Annotated in this window: 13 protein-coding genes; 4 read left to right on the top strand and 9 right to left on the bottom strand. The window is 71.6% G+C overall.

Going from position 1 to position 17,036, the window contains the following annotated elements:
• Positions 1 to 9 precede the first annotated feature (9 nt).
• The 3 genes from OG522_RS33075 to OG522_RS33065 form a co-directional block, all read right to left on the bottom strand.
• Entirely contained in the window at positions 10 to 711 is a 702-nt protein-coding gene (locus tag OG522_RS33075; RefSeq protein ID WP_329466720.1) for a ribonuclease H family protein, read from the bottom strand.
• Between the two features lie 499 nt (positions 712 to 1,210).
• Complete coding sequence (locus OG522_RS33070; RefSeq protein WP_329466719.1) at positions 1,211 to 1,657, bottom strand: lamin tail domain-containing protein; 447 nt, start codon at positions 1,655 to 1,657, stop codon at positions 1,211 to 1,213.
• Between the two features lie 409 nt (positions 1,658 to 2,066).
• Positions 2,067 to 2,252: a DUF1059 domain-containing protein gene (locus OG522_RS33065; RefSeq protein ID WP_329466718.1), complete on the bottom strand. Its 186-nt coding sequence runs from the start codon at positions 2,250 to 2,252 to the stop codon at positions 2,067 to 2,069.
• Positions 2,253 to 2,469: 217 nt separating this feature from the next.
• Here OG522_RS33065 and OG522_RS33060 point away from each other — a divergent pair, with 217 nt between their 5' ends.
• Both OG522_RS33060 and OG522_RS33055 read left to right on the top strand, forming a co-directional pair.
• On the top strand, positions 2,470 to 3,618 hold the full coding sequence (locus OG522_RS33060) for a serine hydrolase domain-containing protein (RefSeq protein ID WP_329466717.1): 1,149 nt from the start codon (positions 2,470 to 2,472) through the stop codon (positions 3,616 to 3,618).
• Between the two features lie 263 nt (positions 3,619 to 3,881).
• Positions 3,882 to 4,061: a hypothetical protein gene (locus tag OG522_RS33055; protein ID WP_329466716.1), complete on the top strand. Its 180-nt coding sequence runs from the start codon at positions 3,882 to 3,884 to the stop codon at positions 4,059 to 4,061.
• Positions 4,062 to 4,833: 772 nt separating this feature from the next.
• Here OG522_RS33055 and OG522_RS33050 read toward each other — a convergent pair.
• On the bottom strand, positions 4,834 to 5,865 hold the full coding sequence (locus tag OG522_RS33050; protein WP_329466715.1) for a PHP domain-containing protein: 1,032 nt from the start codon (positions 5,863 to 5,865) through the stop codon (positions 4,834 to 4,836).
• Between the two features lie 374 nt (positions 5,866 to 6,239).
• Here OG522_RS33050 and OG522_RS33045 point away from each other — a divergent pair, with 374 nt between their 5' ends.
• Complete coding sequence (locus OG522_RS33045; RefSeq protein ID WP_329466714.1) at positions 6,240 to 7,217, top strand: trypsin-like serine peptidase; 978 nt, start codon at positions 6,240 to 6,242, stop codon at positions 7,215 to 7,217.
• Positions 7,218 to 7,365: 148 nt separating this feature from the next.
• On the opposite strand, the gene OG522_RS33040 is transcribed toward OG522_RS33045, so the two are convergent.
• The 3 genes from OG522_RS33040 to OG522_RS33030 all read right to left on the bottom strand — a co-directional run bounded on the left by OG522_RS33040 (position 7,366) and on the right by OG522_RS33030 (position 12,856).
• Positions 7,366 to 7,752: a hypothetical protein gene (locus tag OG522_RS33040; RefSeq protein WP_329466713.1), complete on the bottom strand. Its 387-nt coding sequence runs from the start codon at positions 7,750 to 7,752 to the stop codon at positions 7,366 to 7,368.
• A 250-nt stretch (positions 7,753 to 8,002) separates the two neighbouring features.
• The gene (locus OG522_RS33035; protein WP_329466712.1) at positions 8,003 to 8,890 is read right to left on the bottom strand and encodes a C40 family peptidase; all 888 of its coding nucleotides are present in this window, start codon (positions 8,888 to 8,890) and stop codon (positions 8,003 to 8,005) included.
• A 186-nt stretch (positions 8,891 to 9,076) separates the two neighbouring features.
• Positions 9,077 to 12,856, bottom strand: a complete 3,780-nt coding sequence (locus OG522_RS33030; RefSeq protein WP_329466711.1) for an nSTAND1 domain-containing NTPase — start codon at positions 12,854 to 12,856, stop codon at positions 9,077 to 9,079.
• Between the two features lie 398 nt (positions 12,857 to 13,254).
• Between OG522_RS33030 and OG522_RS33025 the strand changes: the two genes are divergently transcribed.
• Positions 13,255 to 15,039: a M4 family metallopeptidase gene (locus OG522_RS33025; RefSeq protein WP_329466710.1), complete on the top strand. Its 1,785-nt coding sequence runs from the start codon at positions 13,255 to 13,257 to the stop codon at positions 15,037 to 15,039.
• Positions 15,040 to 15,099: 60 nt separating this feature from the next.
• Here the strand turns inward: OG522_RS33025 and OG522_RS33020 are convergent, their stop codons facing one another.
• Positions 15,100 to 16,002 (bottom strand): hypothetical protein, encoded by a 903-nt coding sequence (locus tag OG522_RS33020; RefSeq protein WP_329466709.1) that lies wholly within the window; start codon positions 16,000 to 16,002, stop codon positions 15,100 to 15,102.
• 115 nt (positions 16,003 to 16,117) lie between these two features.
• Positions 16,118 to 16,729: a TetR/AcrR family transcriptional regulator gene (locus OG522_RS33015; RefSeq protein ID WP_329466708.1), complete on the bottom strand. Its 612-nt coding sequence runs from the start codon at positions 16,727 to 16,729 to the stop codon at positions 16,118 to 16,120.
• Positions 16,730 to 17,036 lie beyond the last annotated feature (307 nt).

Raw genomic sequence — 17,036 nt, 5'->3', positions numbered from 1 at the left:
CCCCGTGCCTCACGCGACAGGGCTGCAGTCCGGGTGGCCCCAGCCCTGCTCGCGCTTCATGATCGGGGTGCCTGCGGCATACGGCTTGCCGCAGGGGCAGCGTCCGGGGAACTTCGCCTTGATGGTCCTCGGCTTGCCCGAGGAGGCCGGCTTCGCTCCGGACGGCGCCTTCCGCGCGGTGGTGGTCCTGGCCCGTGACGGGGTGACACGGGCCGGTGCCGGCACCGGCATGTCCTGGTCACCGTGGGCGGTCCCGGCGGACCGCTGCGTGGTGGCCGCATCGCTGGCGGCCTGGTCGGCGATGGCGTTCAGCGGGTCTCCGCCCACCTGGTGCGCGGGCACATAGACGAACTCGACATCCCGCTCGGTCAGCAACTCGTCAATCCGCTCGACGAGTTCCCGGTTGGCCACCGGCTTGCCCGCCGCGGTCTTCCACCCGTTGCGCTTCCAGCCGGGCAGCCACTGCGTGACGGCCTTCATGGCGTACTGGGAGTCCATCCGCACCTGCATGCGCGTACCGGGATCCACTGCTTCCAGGAGCTGTTCCAGCGCGGTGAGCTCGCCGACGTTGTTGGTGGCGGTCCCGAGCGGTCCGGCTTCCCAACGCTCCGGCTGTCCCTGCGGGTCGGCGATCACCCAGGCCCAGCCGGCCGGCCCCGGATTGCCCTTCGACGCCCCATCACAAGCGGCAACAACAACAAGATCAGACATCGCCCCATCATCCCACCCGCGCCCCCACACCAGAAATCCCAACCCGCGGCAGACCGCTGGGACCAGGCAGTCAGCCGGGAACCGGCCAGGGGAATCGACGGGCCCTCGTAGCCAGACGCCCCCGTGGACACGGCCACACCGAAGCCGATCCCGGCGAGCAGCAGACCGACGGTCCCGAACGCCGCCGCCCCGAAGATCCCACCCACAGCGAACACTCCGAACATCCCCCGCCCCCCTGGCACACCCCCCATGAGGCCTCGCCGGGGTGTGGCCCGCCCGGTGTGCTCCCATCACACACACCGCATGGGGCCGACGACGCCCGAAGAGATGTGCGGCGGGACTCGATGGTTCCCGTTCCGCGAGGCGTCGGCACGCGGCAGCGGCAGCGGCAGCGGCAGCGGCACGCGACAACGGCACGCGACAACGGCCGACACCTCCCCTCCCGATGGTGTCGGCCGTCATCTCCCGCTACGCGCCCGTCACTTGGCGCGCGATGAGGTCAGCGGCGACCCCAGGTCCTGGTGGCGATGACACGACTGTGATTGTCGCGCAGTGTGGCGGTGTCCCCGGTGTTGTTCCACACGTACGCGCGACGGTCCTGATACACGTCGCTGCGGGTGTTGCGGCCGATCCCGGTGTGGACGCGCACCGAGTTGTGGCCGCCCAGGGTGAACGCGCCGAAGGTGTACACGTGGTGGCTGCGGTCGCTGAGGGTCCAGCCCTTCAGGTTGACCGACGAGCGGCCGGTGTTGGTGACGGTGACCCACTCGGCGTTGAGGCTGCGCTGCGAGCCGTCGTCCTTGCCGGGGCTGTCGTACTGGATCGCGCCGAAGGTGACGGGCGAGTGCGGGGCAGTGGCGGCGGTGGCGGGCAGAGCCGTCGCCGTGGCCAGCGCGGCGCCGGCGGCCAGGACGGCGCAGACGCGGGATATGGAACGTGAAGACATGGAAACCCCCAGTTCAGGACGGTGCGCAGAGTGTCGCCCACCGTCCGGCGGTGCGAATGTCCGGCCCTTCTGGCTGCCGGACACCCACACTCTGGACCTCATCCGCACCGCGAGAACGGGATAGTTCAACGCGTAACAGAACCACGACATCGGCACGCCCACAGCCCCAACGGCGTACGCGCCCCCGCGCACCCGGTCCGTTCAGCGCGCCCCACCTGTGACACATGATTGCGGCCCCGCGACGTTCGGCGTCGCAGGGCCGCGCTTTCGTTGCTGTACAGGGAACTGCGATGTGAACCGCGGCTCGGACCACATGGGGTGGGGCCCCAAGTGGTGGAGCCCCATGGTTTGGAGCCACATGGTGTGGAGCCCCACGGTGTGGGGCCACATGGTGTGCGGCCACACTCCTCTAGACGGTCGCCTCGTCCTTCAGTACCTGGCGAAGCTGTTCACGCAGCTCAGGGCTGTCCGTGTGGCCGTGCACCGATGCGGCGTGCTCGGCAGCAGCCCTGACGACTTCCTCTTCCTCGCCGGAAATCGTCAGGCTGCAATTCGAATCGCTGGGGTAATCCCTGCAGTCGGCAACCTTTCGCATGACAGGCCTCCTTGGGGGTGAAATGTCCCTGTTCCAGGATCGCACCCTTTCACCGCGCCGGTGCGGACTACTTCGCGTGACGAGGAGTCGTCCCAGCGTTGCCCGGTCGATCGGTGGACGATCCCCGATCAGGAAAATCCCGCGACGTCGCAGCCGATGAATCCACGGAACAGCGGGAGTCTCCTTGCTGAGACCGACCCTTGGAGAAGGTGGAGCGATGACCGAGTTGCAGCACATCCTGGAGGCGTATGTCCGCAAGAGCACGATGCCGGGAGCGGTGGGCCTGGTGGCCCGCGGCGAGCGGGTGGAGGTGGCGGCCGTCGGCTCCCGCGATGTCGAGGGCACCTCGCCGATGACCGGGGACTCGCTCTTCCGCGTCGCCTCGATCAGCAAACCCGTCACCGCGGCCGCGGTCATGATGCTCGTGGACGACGGCAGGATCGCACTGGACGACCCGATCGGCACCTGGCTGCCGGAGCTGGCCTCGCCCATGGTCGTACGTACTCCGTCGGCTCCGGTGGACGACGTGGTTCCTGCCGCGCGGCCGATCACCGTGCGCGATGTCCTGACCTCCCGCGCCGGATACGGCTTCCCTTCCGACTTCTCCCTCCCGGCCGTCGGGCCGCTCTTCGGCGAGATCCACCAGGCGCCCCCACGGCCCCAGTTGGTCCCGGAGCCGGACGAATGGCTCGCTCGGCTCTCCCGCATTCCACTGCTGCACCAGCCCGGGGAAACCTGGCTGTACAACACCTCCTCCGACATCCAGGGCGTCCTCGTGTCCCGGGTTTCCGGGCGCACCACGGCCGAGTTCCTGGCCGAGCGGCTGTTTGAACCGCTCGGCATGACCGACACCGGATTCGCCGTCCCCGCGGACCGGATCGACCGGTTCACCAGCCTCTACCAGATCCGCCCCGACGGGGGCCTTCAGCTGGTCGACGCACCGGACGGGCAGTGGAGCAGGCCGCCCGCGTTCGAGTCCGGCGCGGGCGGGCTCGTGTCCACCGCCGACGACCTGCACGCCTTCGCATGCATGCTGCTCGCGGAAGGGATGGCGGGCGGCCGTCGGCTGCTGTCGGCGCAGTCGGTGCGGCAGATGACGACCAACTGGCTGACCCCGGCCCAGCGCGCCGCGGCCGCGCTGTTCCTGGAGGGCCAGGGCTGGGGGTACGGCGGTTCGGTCGACGTGGAAGCCGTCGATGCATGGAACGAGCCCGGACGGTACGGGTGGGTCGGCGGCACGGGAACCGCGGCACACATCGTCCCGTCCACGGGCGCGGTGTCCATCCTGCTGACCCAGGTGGAGATGACCGGGCCCACCCCGCCCGACCTGATGCGGGACTTCTGGCGGTACGCGGCCGGCGCCTGAGGGGCGGTATGCGCCGTGATGCGGCGGGGGCCGTCCCCTGCGACTGCGGTACGTGGCTGGTGTCTGAGGGGCCGTATGCGCCGCCGTGATGCGGCGGGGCCGACCCTTGTGCGGGCTGTGGGGCCGCGAGCGCACCGGTGTGCAGCGTTATCCCTGCGGGTCCGCACGTGACAGTGTGTGACCGCTCGGAATGCGTGGGGTGAGGAGACATGTCACGGTGGATGCGTTCGACCCCCACCCCCCACATGCAGGAGTGAATCTCGATGGGCAAGGCCGAGAAGTTCCGGGACAAGGCGCAGCAGACTGCCGAGCAGGCCAAGGCGAAGGCTGCCCAGGCCAGGCAAGAGGCTCCCGAGCGCGCCGGGGATCCCCGGCAGCAGAACGAGGAGCAGTGGGAGCGCAGTCAGCGGGCCATGCGCGACGCGGAGACCGACCACATCTGACCTGAGGTCGCGCAGGAGCCGGGGCCCCGCCATACGCGGCGGGGCCCCGGCTCCTACATGTGCGCGCGGCATGCCCCGCAGGACCGGGCGGCCGCGACGTCACTACGTGTGGAAGCCAGTTGACGGGCGCGTGGCACGCGGCAGCGTGCACAAGGTCGCTCGACGGCTGCGGAGCCCACCGGCGTGGAGGTCGCCCGGCGTGTGCGTGGCACATGCTGTGGACGCCTCTTTGGCGCGCGGGGCCAGTGGCATGGGCGCGCTCGACGGGGGCGGGGCGCACCTGGGTGGATGTCGCTCGCTGCGTCGGAGACACACCGGTGGGGCGCCTCTCGACGTGAGCGGGCCACAACGGCGTGGGCCTCGCTCGGCGTGGGCCGGGCGCACTGGCATGGGCGGGGCACACTGGCATGGCCATCGCTCGACGCGTACGAGAAACACCAGTGGCGGCGCCACTCCCGGGGGCGGGGCACACCGGCATGGACCTCGCTCGGCGCGCGCGAGACACCCGGGTGGGGGCCTCACTCGACGTGCGCGGGACACACAGCGTGGACTTCGCTCAACGTGGGCGGGCCACACACCGGAGTGAACCTCGCTCGGCGCGCGGGAGACACACCGGCATGGACGCCTGTCGCGTGGGAGGACGCATGGCTGGGCGGCGCCACTCCGCGCGGGCAGGGCGCATGGCTGGGCGGTGCCGCTCGGTGTGGACGGCACACAAGTGGCTTCCGGGTGTTGGCGCGCGCCGGGGGCGGCGGCAGGGGTGCCCCAGGGATCACGCCGGTATCTCCCGGCTGTGGGTCCAGGACAGCAGGTCCTCCATCGTCCACGTCGTGACGACGCGTTCCCGTGGGACGCCGCACTCCTCGGCCCTGGCGCAGCCGTATGCCTGCCAGTCGAGTTGGCCGGGCGCGTGGGCATCCGTGTCGATGGCGAACAGGACGCCCGCCTCGACGGCCCGCGTCAGCAGGCGTCGCGGCGGGTCGAGCCGTTCCGGGCGGCTATTGATCTCCACCGCGGTCCCGGCCTCCGCGCAGGCCGCGAAGACCGCGTCGGCGTCGAACTCCGACTCGGGCCGGCCGCGTCCTGTCGCCAGGCGTCCGGTGCAGTGGCCCAGCACGTCCGCCAGCGGGTTGCGCACGGCGGCGATCATGCGGCGGGTCATCGCGTCGGCGTCCATGCGGAGTTTGGAGTGCACCGAGACCACCACGACGTCGAGCTGGTCGAGCAGTTCGTCCTCCTGGTCGAGGGAGCCGTCGTCGAGGATGTCGCACTCGATGCCCGTAAGCAGTCGGAACGGCGCCCAGCTCTCGTTGAGTTCGGCCACGATCCGCAACTGGCTCCGCAGCCGCTCGGCCGTCAGTCCGTTCGCGACCGTCAACCGGGGCGAATGGTCGGTGAGTACGGCCCATTCGTGCCCGAGTTCCGCCGCCGTTCGCCCCATCTCGTCGATCGGGCTGCCGCCGTCCGACCAGTCCGAGTGCAGATGGCAGTCCCCACGCAGTGCGGCCAGCAGACGTTCGCCGCCCACCGCGAGCGGACCGGCCGCGACGTTTTCCTCCTCAAGTCGCTGGAGGTAGCCGGGCACCTCATCAGCCAGGGCCTCGCGCACCACCTTCGCCGTCTTCGGGCCGATCCCCTTCACCGATTCCAGCCGCCCGTTCACCGCCGCCCGCGCCGCCACGTCATTCGGCGCCATCGCGCCGATCACATCGGCGGCCGTGCGGAAGGCTTGTACGCGGTAGGTGGCTCCCCGACTGCGTTCGAGCAGGAAGGCGATCCGTTTCAGGGCGGCTACGGGATCCATGGACACCTCCTGCGGGGTGGGGCAACGACACATGGTGACGGGACCCGCCCTCCCAGCTTCCCCCAGCGGCCCGCGCCCCGCAGCCCGCAGTCCGCAGGTGCGCAGCACCCATGTGCCGACGCCCCATGTGCCGACGCGCTCCGGGTCACCGCCCCATGTGGCGCGCCGACCCATGGGGCGGCACCTCATGTGCCAGCACGCCCACCAGCCCCCACCACCAACCGCCACATCCCCCCGCCTCCCCCGCCGTCCCAACTTTGAGGCTTTGAGCCCGGTTGCGGTCGTGTCAGCGCGGTGCGGGCGGCCGAGCGGGCTCTAGTCTCACCAGGGTGCTTATGAGACGAAATACGCACAGGGGCAGATGGGCGAAGGCCGTGTTCGGTACGGTCATAGGAGTCGTCCTGCTGGCGACGGCCGTCGGCGTGCTGACCGTCGTCCGGCCCCCAGAAGGCGACGAAGCCGTGGCCGCCCGCGCCGCCGCCCTGGCTGCCTCGGCCCGCGCCGCCGCACCGCCGGCCGGTCCGCCCGGAACCGGCGCCGCCCGCTACCCGGGCGCCCCCGCCGTTACCGGGCTCGACGGCGGCCCCGGTCTGCCCGTCCACCCGGCAGACGGCGCCCGTCCCGAGCATTCGCTGTCGTGCGTCGCGGACCAGCGCCGTCCGGAGGCGCACGACCTGGCGTCGGAGTGTGGGTACCGGGCGGTGGGGGTCTTTCTGCGACCCGGCGGCACGCAGTCCTGCACGGCCGGTGTGGTGGACAGCAGGCACGGCGATCTGCTGGTGACCGCCGCGCACTGCCTGCCGCTGGACGGGGCGTCCTTCGTGCCCGGATATCACGACGGGGCCGCTCCCCACGGCTCGTGGCCGGTCCTGGCGGCGCTGCCCGACCCCCGGTTCGCCGAGGCGCAGAAAGGGGCGGAGAACTGGCCGTACGACTGGGCGTTCGTCCGAGTGGCCCGGGTCGGCGGGAAGAGCGTCCAGGAGGCGGTCGGCTCGGTCTTCCACGTCCCCGCACACCCCGAGCGGCTGCCCGCCGATCTGAGCCGGGTGACGCTCATCGGCTATCCGCACGACAGGCCCGGCCAGCACATCTGCACCGTGGACTCGCAGTCGGCGTACACCGATTTCCGCCAGGCGCAGTGCGCTGGGTTCTCCACCGGCGTGTCCGGCAGCCCGTGGGTGATCTCGGCCCAGGAGGGCGAGGGCATCGTTGTGGGGGTGCTGGGCGGTGCCGAGCGAGGCGGCGGTCTCATGGACGACGTCTCGTACACGGCTCGCTTCGACGAGGGGCTCACCTCGTTGTTCGCCACGGCGCAGGGCACCGGGCCCGGGGATTCACTGCTGGCACGATAGGCAAGGGCAACTCGCCTGCACTGAGGACGAGTTGATTCACCGCCCCACCAGATCTCACCGCCCCACCAGTTCCCCCACCGGGCGGACAGGTGCGGGCCGCCCGTCGGGGGGTTCGACGGGCGGCCCGGTCTTCAGTGCGGGGTGCCGGTCAGCACTCGCGCAGGCCGGGAGCCGGGTCCTGGCCGGTGCTCACGTCGACGGCCGGGACGTTGCCCCAGGCTCCATTGTCGAGCTCCGTCCAGTACCAGATGTCGTTGCCGCCCGGGTGCGGGTCCCCGTGGCCCCAGCACTGGAACCAGCTGAACGTGCCGACCAGCGTGCCACGGGTCGCCGAACGGTAGGAGCGGTCGGCATAGCCCTTCGCGCCAGCCTTGTTGCCGCAGTACAACCGTCCGTCGGAACGCACGCCGCACTCGGCGGCGGGCTTCGCGGGGTGGGCGGGTGCGGCGACCGCGGTGGGCAGTCCGGTGGCGGTGAGGCCCGCCGTCAGTGCGGTGGCGGAGACGAACAGGGCGATCTTCCTGCGTACGTTCACTGCGTACTCCTTGTCGGTGTGGTCGCGCCACATGTGCAACGGGCGTGTGCACGTTGCGCCTTGGCGCTTTGGTGTCTCGGCGCTGGTGTCTCGGCGCTGGTGTCTCGGCGCCTTGGTGCCTTGGTGCTCTGGCGCCTCCGTACCTCGGCAACTCGGTATCTCGGCACCTCGGTGCACCTCGGTCCCTTGGTGCGGCATCCCGTGTGTCGTGTCCGGGACCTATGGGACGGTCGGGCCGGTCCGGATGTGGTCAGGCGCAGGTGGGGACGCCGTCCAGCCAGGCGGGGCCCTGGATGTAGATGTTGGTGATCCAGGCCCTGTAGTCGGGGAGGTAGGACCATGCGTCGTTGCGGTAGCCGTCGGCCTCGACGAGCTGGGCGTGCTTCTGGCAGCTGATCTTCACTCGGGTCGGGCCGGTGAACTTGTTGACCCGGGCGCTCGTCGTGGATGGCTCGACGTGTGTCCACACGTCGGTGCCCCAGGTGCTGAAGTTGCCGTTCTGGTTCGAGCCGCCACCGATGCGTACGGCTCCGTTGTAGTCGCCGCCGGGCCGGACGTCGCTGACCATCACATGGGTGCCGGACTGCCGGGCCTCGACCATTTTGCCCGCGCCCAGGTACACCGCGATGTGGTGGATGCCGTTGTCGCCGCCCCAGGCCATCAGATCGCCGGGCAGCAGCGGTCCGGTGCCCTGCGCGGCGCTGAAGCGGGCGGTGACGTGCGAGGAGTAGTACTGGCTGTTGGCGTTGCCGGCCAGGATGTCCTGCCCGGTCGCCTGGGCGTAGGCGTAGCGGACCAGGCCCGAGCAGTCGAATCCGAGCCGGTGCGGGTCGTCGTTGCTGGCCGGGTCGGTGGGGTCCACCTGCCCGTAGGTCGCGCCGGGCTGCGGTCCGTGTCCGCCGCCCCACGTGTACCAGATGCCGAGCTGGGAGCAGGCCGCGCGGACCGCCGCCTCGGCGGTGGCGGAGGCGCCCGGAGCCAGGACGTCGCACCCTTGAGCGGCCGCCGCGGCTCGTGTCGCGGCGGTGGCCATGTGGGGTGCGGCTCCTGAGAGTTGGGCGGTCGGCACGATGGCGCAGGCGGCCAGGATGCCCGCGGCGGCGAGCGTGCGCCGCGCTCTGGCGAGGGTGTGCTGCATGGTCCGTTCCCCGTTTCGTCGTACGTGTGCCGGACGGCTGCCCGGCAGGCCGCGGGGTGTTCCCCTCCCAGGGGGTTCACCGGTTGCGGTGCTTCGAGACTCTTCCGCGACGGTGGGCGCTGTCGAGGAGGCAGGCGTCTCCTGTGCTGCCGGGAAACGGGAAACGCCGGGGGAAACGGGCTTGATTCACAGATCGGTTGGGGCCGGGCACAGGGGGCGGTAGGGCAGATCGGGCAGCAGCCGGACCCAGCGTTCGGGTCCGGTGTCGCCCAACAGGCGGCAGGCCTGGGCCTGTTGGCGGGGTACGTCCGTGCTCCACAGCCGCACCGTTCCGTCGTTGCTGCTGCTCGCCAGCGTGCCGGGCAGGGCGGGGTCGAAGGCGACGCCCCAGACGGCGCCGGTGTGGCCGGACAGGGTGGCGATCTGTTCGCCTCGGGCCGGGCTCCACAGTTTGACGCTCTGGTCGCTGCCGCTGCTCGCGAGGACCGCGCCGTCGGGGCTGTAGGCGACCGCGCGTACCGAACCGCTGTGTCCGGCGAGCGTGCCGGCCGCCGTGCGGTGCGCGAGGTCCCACAGGCGTACGGTTCCGTCGTTGCCGCCGCTGGCCAGGGTGCGGCCGTCGGGGGCGAACGCGACGGAGCGCACGGAGCCGGTGTGGCCGCGCAGTACGGCCCGCGCCCCGTGCCCGGTGTCGCCCACGTCCCACAGCCGGACCGTCAGGTCGTCGCTGCCGGCGGCCAGGGTGCGGCCGTCCGGACTGAACGCGACGGCGTTGACGAAGTCCTCGTGGCCCCTGAGCGTGGCGTACGGCCGGCGGGTGGCGGTGTCCCAGAGGGTGACGGTCTTGTCGGCGCTGGCGGAGGCGAGGAGGTGCCCGTCGGGCGAGAAGGCGAGCGCGAACACCGAACCGTCGTGGCCGGTGAGGGTCGCCTCGGGGCGGCCGGTCGCCGTGTCCCAGAGGCGGACGGTGCGGTCGGCGCCCGCGGAGGCGATGAGGCGCCCGTCGGGCGAGAAGGCGACCGCGAACACCGAACCGTCGTGGCCGGTGAGGGTGGTGCGCAGCCGGTGGTGGGCCAGGTCCCACACGCGTACGGTGCGGTCGGCCTCGGCCGAGGCCAGGAGTTGGCCGTCCGGTGAGAACGCCGACTGCCACGCTTCGGTGAACGGGCGGGCGGTGAGGGCCGAGCGGCCCGGGTCCCACAGCACCACGGACTGGTCGAATCCGGCGGTGGCGAGCCTTTCGTCGGGGCCGGCGGCGACGGCGAGGACGTAGTCGGTGTGGCCGGACAGGGTGGCGACGATCCGGCGGTTGACGGCGTCCCAGAGTTTGACGGTGCCGTCGCCGCTGGCGCTGATGACGGTGTCGCCGGTGCGGGTGAACGTGACGGCGTTCACGTCGTCGCTGTGTCCGGTGAGGACGGCGCGTGTGGTGCCGTCGGGCAGGTTCCACAGGCGTACTGTGCGGTCCGCGCCGCCGGATGCGAGGGTGTGGCCGTCGGGGCTGAAGGCGACGCCGAGTACCTGGTCGCTGTGGCCGGTGAGGACGAGAGGCGGCTGACTATCCGTCACATCCCAGACGCGCACGGTGCGGTCGGCGCCCGCGGAGGCCACGTTGTGGCCGTCGGGGCTGAAGGCGACCGAGGTCACCGTGTCGCTGTGCCCGGTGAGGACCGCTCGCAAGGTGCCGTCGGGCAGGTCCCACAGCCGTACGGTGTGGTCGACTCCGCCCGAGACCACGGTGCGGCCGTCCGGGCTGAACGCCACGGCGCGCGCGGCCCCTTGGTGGCCGGGCAGGGTCGCGGTCATCCGGTGGGTGGCGGCGTCCCACAGCCGGACCGTGCCGTCGGCGCCCGCTGTCGCCAGGCGTGTGCCGTCGGGGCTGTAGGTGACCGCGGTGACGGCTCCGGCGTGGCCGGTCAGGGTGGCGGTGGCCCGGCGGCTCCGGGGGTCCCACAGCCGCACGGTTCCGTCCGAGCTGGCCGAGGCGAGGGTCGTGCCGTCGGGGCTGAACGCCACCGAGTTGACGGGACCGACGTGTCCGCGCAGCCGTCCGTCGAAGTACTGCGCCTGTGTGCTGAGCAGGGCGCCGCGGGCCTGCGGGGTGCGGTCGGTGCGGTAGGCGTCGGCGGCGAGCAGCATGGAGGCTTCGGGCTGGCCCGCCGCGAGGGCCGCGGACCGTACGGCGAGGGCCTGCGACTGGGCGTTGCGGCTCTGGTCAAGTGCGCGGGAGCGCTGCTGGAAGGCGAGCGCCCCGGCTGTCAGTGCGATGGCGAGGAGCCCGGCGAGGGTGGCGAGCAGGGCGCGGCGGATTCGGGTCTGGCGCCGCGCCACGCGTACCCCGCGGCCCTCCTCGGCCTCGCAGGCCGTGATGAACTCCCTTTCCACCGGACCCAGTTGGGCGCGTTCGGGGGCCTGTTGCGCCCAGTCGCGCACGGCGGCGAGCCGGGTGCCGCGGTAGAGCAGGCTCGGGTCGCGGCCGCCGCGGACCCATTGGGTGCCGGCGTCGGAGACCTGCTGGCGCATGACGAGTTGGGCCAGGTCGGCCTCGATCCATCCGCGCAACCGCGGCCAGGCGTGCAGCAGTGCTTCATGGGTGATCTCCACCGCTTCGCTGCCCGCGGTGACCAGGCGGGCGCACACGAAGGCGTCCAGGGCCCTGGCGCCCGACTCGGGGTCGGTCAACTGCCGTAGCAGCAGCGTTCGTTCGACTGGTTTGCGGGTTCGCGCCGTGTCGTCGGCGACGTGTACGAGGCGGACGAGGAGCTGGCGGGCCGCCTGTCGCTCCGCCGGGTCGAGACTGGCGTGGACGGACTCGGCGGTGCGGGCGACCGCGCCGTGGATGCCGCCCGTCGTCTCGTAGCCCGCGACGGTCAGGGTGCGGCTGGTGCGCTGCTGCCAGGTGACGAGCAGGGCGTGCGCGAGGAGGGGCAGCGAGCCGGCGGAGGTCGCCGAGTCGGTGCCGAGGTCCCTCAACAGCAGCTCCACCAGGCCCGCTTCGAGGCTGAGCCCGGCGCGTTCGGCGGGTCCGGTGATGGCCTGGCGCAGTTGTGTGCCGGACATCGGGCCGAGGGCGTACAAGCCGTGGGTGAAGACCTCCACCAGGTGGGGATGGTCCAGGCAGCGGCCGCAGAAGTCGGCGCGCATGCCGATCACGACGGCGCTGCGGGCGGTGGCGCCCGAGGTGTCGCGGGTGGTGGCGAGGGTGTGGAGCACGGCGACGAAGTCGCGGCGTTCACGCTCGTCCTCGCACAGGGTGAAGGTCTCCTCGAACTGGTCGACCAGGACCACCAGGCCTCCGGTGCGGCCCGGTGCGGCACAGGCGTCGAGCAGGGCGCCGGGCCGCGCGGCGAGCTCATCGGGGGTGATCTCCGCGCCCGCCGCGCCGAGCGCCTGGGCGGCGCAGCGCAGGAGTTCCTTGAGCGGGTGGGCGGTCGGCGTGCAGACGACGACCGGCCAGTCGGCGGAGCCGGGGACGGGCAGGGCGCCGCGGCGCAGTGCGGGCAGCAGTCCGGCTTGCAGGAGCGAGGACTTCCCGGCACCCGAGGGGGCGACCACGGCCAGTGGTCCGCGGCCGACGCGTTCGGCGAGCCGCCCGGTCAGTTCCGCCGTCGCGCTCTCGCGTCCGTAGAACCACTCGGCGTCGTGCGGCCCGTAGGCGGCGAGGCCCCGGTAGGGGCACAGGGCGCTCTCGAAGGAGGCACCGGGCCCGGTGCGGGCCGGTGCGGCGCCCGGCTGTTTCGGGACGAGACGTACCAGGCGTATGAGTTCGCCGTCAGCGCCGAGCACCTCGTCGCAGCGCCGGGCGACGTCGAGGGTGGGCGGCTTGCTGCCGTTCTCGATCTTACTGAGGTAGCCCTTGCTGTAGTGGATCGAGCGGGCCAGCCCGGTGAGGGACATCTTGCGCAGGCCTCGCAGGCGCCGCAGCTCAGCTGCGAATCCGTCGGCCGTTTCGTCGTCCGTTGGCACGGGGCCTACCTTTCCGTGACGGACGTGACGTACGCCTGAAAAGGATGAACTTCGTCCGGTTCCAGCCCGCAACAGGTGTACGAGGCGGAACGCCCGGTTGCGGCGGGCCCGTTGTGCGGCCGCGGCGAAGGATTCACGCCGGGGCGAGCAACCTTCCGGCCCGATCTCGCATCTGCGCTGGTGCGAGGGGAGTTGGACACCTTCCGGCCATGTACGCCGGGGGCAATTGTTAAATCTGGGTTCCGAAGGCAGCTATTTCGATCATGGGTATTTACATGCACATGTCAGGAGTAGCAAGGTTTCGGCCGGGACCACACAGTCCCCGCGGTGCACAACAGCACCGTGCGTACGGGTGGTTGTTGAGCCGACCGCCCCCGCACACATAAGGACCCCCCACCGTGCGTACACCCCACATACGCAGCCTCGCGATATCCCTGGCCGTCACGACGGCCCTCACCATCACCGCGGGGGGCGGGGCCACGGCCTTCGCCGCCCCGGCCGCAGCAGGGGTCACCGCTCCCGCCGCAAACGTCGCTTTTCAGCCGGTCGTCGACGCCGCCCGCACGGCGGCCCTGGCCCACTCCTCGGCCACCGGCGTCGGCAAGGACGACACACTCAGCGCCACGGACGTCCTGGTGGACACCAACGGCAAGCAGCACGTCCGGTTCATCCGTTCGCACCGGGGCCTGCCGGTCCTCGGCGGCGACCTGGTCATCCACCTGGATGCCAGATCCGCCTATCTGGGAGTGACCCGGGCGCTACGCCACCAGGTCGAGGTCCCCGGCAGCGGCGCCAAGCTGACGGCCGCACAGGCCCAGGCGAAGGCCGCGGCCACCACCAAGGGCAGTGCGGGCACCGCCCAGCTCGTCGTGGACGCCCGCGCCGGGCGCTCGGCGCTCGCGTACCAAATCCAGGTGACCAACAGCAGCACCACCGAGGCCGGCGCCCGTACGGTCGTCGTCGACGCGGCCACCGGCGCCGTGCTCAGCAACACCCCCGCCAACGACTCGTTCCTGTCGCCCGGCGTCCAGGCCAAGCTCCGCAAGAGCGGCCAGAAGCTCAGCCCCGCCATCGGGACGGCCTCGCCGGCCCCGTTCGCCTCGTCCGCCGCGTCCGGCTTCCCGGCGTCGGCCACCGGCACCGGCTCCTCCCTGTTCGTCGGCAGCGTGCAGCTGACCACCACGCAGACGGCGAAGAGCGCCTTCACGCTCAAGGACCCGAGCCGCGGCAACACCGAGACGCGGGACGCCGGGAACAAGGAGTTGCAGCAGTTCAGCGGCGGCAAGGCGTTCACCAGCACCACCAATCGCTGGGGCACCGGCTCGGCGGGCAACCGCGCGACGGCCGCCGTCGACGCGGAGTACGGGATCACCAGCACCCTGGACTTCTACAAGAAGACGCTGGGCCGCAACGGGATCAAGAACGACGGGGCGGGCGCCCACGCCCTGGTGCACTTCGGCAGCAACGTCGGCAACGCCTTCTGGTCCTCGGACTGCGGCTGCATGCTCTACGGCGACGGCGACGGGCGGACCTTCGCGCAGCCCCTGGTCGTCCTCGACGTCACCGGCCACGAGCTGACCCACGGTGTGGTGGACGCGACCGCGAAGCTCCAGCCGACCCGGGTCGACGCCGACGACAACCAGTTCGGCGAGCCCGGCGCCCTCAACGAGTCGCTGGCCGACATCTTCGGCACCGCCGTCGAGTTCGCGACCAACAACCCGAACAACCCGCCCAACTACCTGATGGGCGAGAAGCTCGGGCTCCAGCAGAAGTTCCTGCGCCGGCTCGACAAGCCGTCCCTCGACAAACTGGAGGGCACGGTCGACTACTGGTCGACGGCGTCGTACGACACCGAGGTCCACGCCGGTTCGGGTGTCTCCTCGCACGCCTTCTACCTGCTCGCCGAGGGCAGCGGCCAGAAGACGATCAACGGTGTGGCCTACGACTCGCCGACGTACGACGGCTCGACGGTGGCCGGCATCGGCCGGGACAAGGCGATCGCGATCTTCTACCGGGCGCTGACCCGGTACATGGTCTCCACGACCGACTTCCACGACGCCCGCACCGCCACGCTGAGCGCCGCCGCCGATCTCTACGGCGCGAGCAGCACCGAGTACACGACGGTGGACAAGGCCTGGGCCGCCGTCAACGTGACCGCGGCGAACGCCCCGTCGCAGAACTGATCCAGCACTGTGCTGCCGCCCCGCGCGATGCGGGGCGGCAGCGGCATGTCCGCCGTGCGCTCATACCGCGGGTACGAGGGCGTCGAGCGGTGTCGCCACCACGTCGCTGGTGGGACGCGACAGGTGCAGTGCGGTGTGGAAGTAGCCGTCGGACTCCTTGCCGGCCGGATCGTTGCCGCTCGCGGTCACCGCGTCGAGGGCGTAGCGCTGTTCGCGCAGGCTGGTGAAGCGGCGCTGCGGGAAGGTGGGAACGGCCTGCTCGGTGGCGAGGCCGAACGAGGCGAGGCACTCGGCGATCGCCCGGTAGGGGGTGGTGCGCAGCACGAACGCGGCGACCCACACCGGTCCGCGGGCCGCGGACAGCAGCGGCCGGAAGGTGCGCGGTGACAGGAAGCTGGTGCCGCCCGTCACGGTGATCAGCCTGGCCCGGCGCACCGCTCGGCGCAGTTCGGGGCTGGGCGGCGCGCTCTCCAGGTTCTCGGCGAACCCTTCGGTAAGCAGGCCGACGGCGAGCCCGTAGGCGACGGCGTTGGCCGCGATGTCGAGCCCGACGACGGGGACCGCGTCGGAAAGCCGCCGCTCGCCGTAGAACTCCCGGTCCCACTCGGCCAGTTCCGCCGTGCTCAACTGGGCGGCGCGGGGCGAGGTGTAGCGCGCGTACAGCTCGTCCAGCGTCACGTCGTGGTTGAGCAGCGCGGCGTTGATGCCGTACGAGCAGCAGAGGTCGAGCACCGTGAGGGACTCGGTGGCCGGGCCTTCGGTCCTCAGGGCGCGGCGCAGTCGCCGAAAGACGCGTTGGGCGTGGCCGGGTGTCTGGTAGGCGAACGGGCTCAGGGCCCGGAAGTAGGCCCGTGGGTCGGGCTGGTCGTAGGTTTTGTCGAACCGGGTCATGCCCCCCGCGGTCGCCGCGCGTGCCCCGCCGACCGTGGCCGCTCCCGGGCCGCCGTGCTGAGCATCGGTCATCGTGTGTCCCTTCTCGCCCCGACACCGCTTCCCGGCAGAGCATGGGCACCGGGGCGGGCGCTTGGGAACACGGCCCGTCCGAATCAGGCCACCCTCAACTCGCGTATCAGCACGACTAGTTGGCCGCGGCAGTGTCCGGCTGGAGGGAGCGCCAGATGCGTTCGGGCAGGATCCGGGCGGCTTGGGCGAGGTCGATGTCGTAGGTGCTGGAAAGCCAGCGGCGCGCGGTCTCGGCGACGGGCCCGAGCAGCAGCACTTCGAGCAGCGGCTCGGGCAGCGGCGCGATCTCGCCGGCTTCCATGCGCGGCCGCAGCCACTGTGCGATCGGCCCCAGCTTGGCGACTTTCGCGGCGCGGATCTGGTCCGCGTGGGCGGCGAGGTAGCCGGAGTAGGCGGAGGCGTGCAGGAAGAGCGCCGCGTCCGGGTGTTCCTCGGTGAAGCGCAGATAGGCGTGCACGACGGCGCGGATACCGGTGCGCGCGGTGCGGGTGCGGTGCAGCGCGGCGGTCATCTCGTCGAACAGCTCCTCCATGCACCGGGTGAACAGCGCGGCGGCGAGGCCGTCGAAGCTGCCGAAGTGGTGGTAGAGGCTGCCGAGGCTCACGCCGCTGGCCGTGGTGACGGCGTGCACCGTGAACCCCGGCTGACCCGATGTGGCGAACACGTCGAGCGCGGAGGTCAGGAGGCGGTCGATCGTGGCCTCGCCACGCTGCTGCCTAGGAGACATCGCTCGACGCCGCCGGCCCGGAACCCGCGAGGTGGCGGTGGGCCGGGCCGCCCACGGGGGCGCCCGGCTTGGTGCTGTCCGTCATGGCGGTCAGGGTATCCCAGCCATGAGTAGAACCTGATTCTAGAAAGGCACTCCAGCCGTCCGCCTCACGGGTCACCCGGGGCGCATGACCGGTCGCACCTCCGGCGATGAACCTCCGGACCCCGACGGGCCGTTGGAACCCAGCCGGCCGGACGGCTCGCGACCATGCGGAGAGCCCGGCACCACGCCGGGCGGCGCACTTCCGCCTGTCGTTCGGCAGGTA

Source organism: Streptomyces sp. NBC_01431, from assembly GCF_036231355.1.
Classification (GTDB): domain Bacteria; phylum Actinomycetota; class Actinomycetes; order Streptomycetales; family Streptomycetaceae; genus Streptomyces.
The sequence above is the reverse complement of the archived record's forward strand: the minus strand, read 5'-3'. Positions and strand labels throughout refer to the sequence as shown.

Coding starts and splice junctions, on each gene's coding strand:
- OG522_RS33075 (WP_329466720.1), bottom strand. CDS start 711: ATGTCTGATCTTGTTGTTGTTGCCGCTTGTGATGGGGCGTCGAAGGGC.
- OG522_RS33070 (WP_329466719.1), bottom strand. CDS start 1,657: ATGTCTTCACGTTCCATATCCCGCGTCTGCGCCGTCCTGGCCGCCGGC.
- OG522_RS33065 (WP_329466718.1), bottom strand. CDS start 2,252: ATGCGAAAGGTTGCCGACTGCAGGGATTACCCCAGCGATTCGAATTGC.
- OG522_RS33060 (WP_329466717.1), top strand. CDS start 2,470: ATGACCGAGTTGCAGCACATCCTGGAGGCGTATGTCCGCAAGAGCACG.
- OG522_RS33055 (WP_329466716.1), top strand. CDS start 3,882: ATGGGCAAGGCCGAGAAGTTCCGGGACAAGGCGCAGCAGACTGCCGAG.
- OG522_RS33050 (WP_329466715.1), bottom strand. CDS start 5,865: ATGGATCCCGTAGCCGCCCTGAAACGGATCGCCTTCCTGCTCGAACGC.
- OG522_RS33035 (WP_329466712.1), bottom strand. CDS start 8,890: ATGCAGCACACCCTCGCCAGAGCGCGGCGCACGCTCGCCGCCGCGGGC.
- OG522_RS33020 (WP_329466709.1), bottom strand. CDS start 16,002: ATGACCGATGCTCAGCACGGCGGCCCGGGAGCGGCCACGGTCGGCGGG.
- OG522_RS33015 (WP_329466708.1), bottom strand. CDS start 16,729: ATGTCTCCTAGGCAGCAGCGTGGCGAGGCCACGATCGACCGCCTCCTG.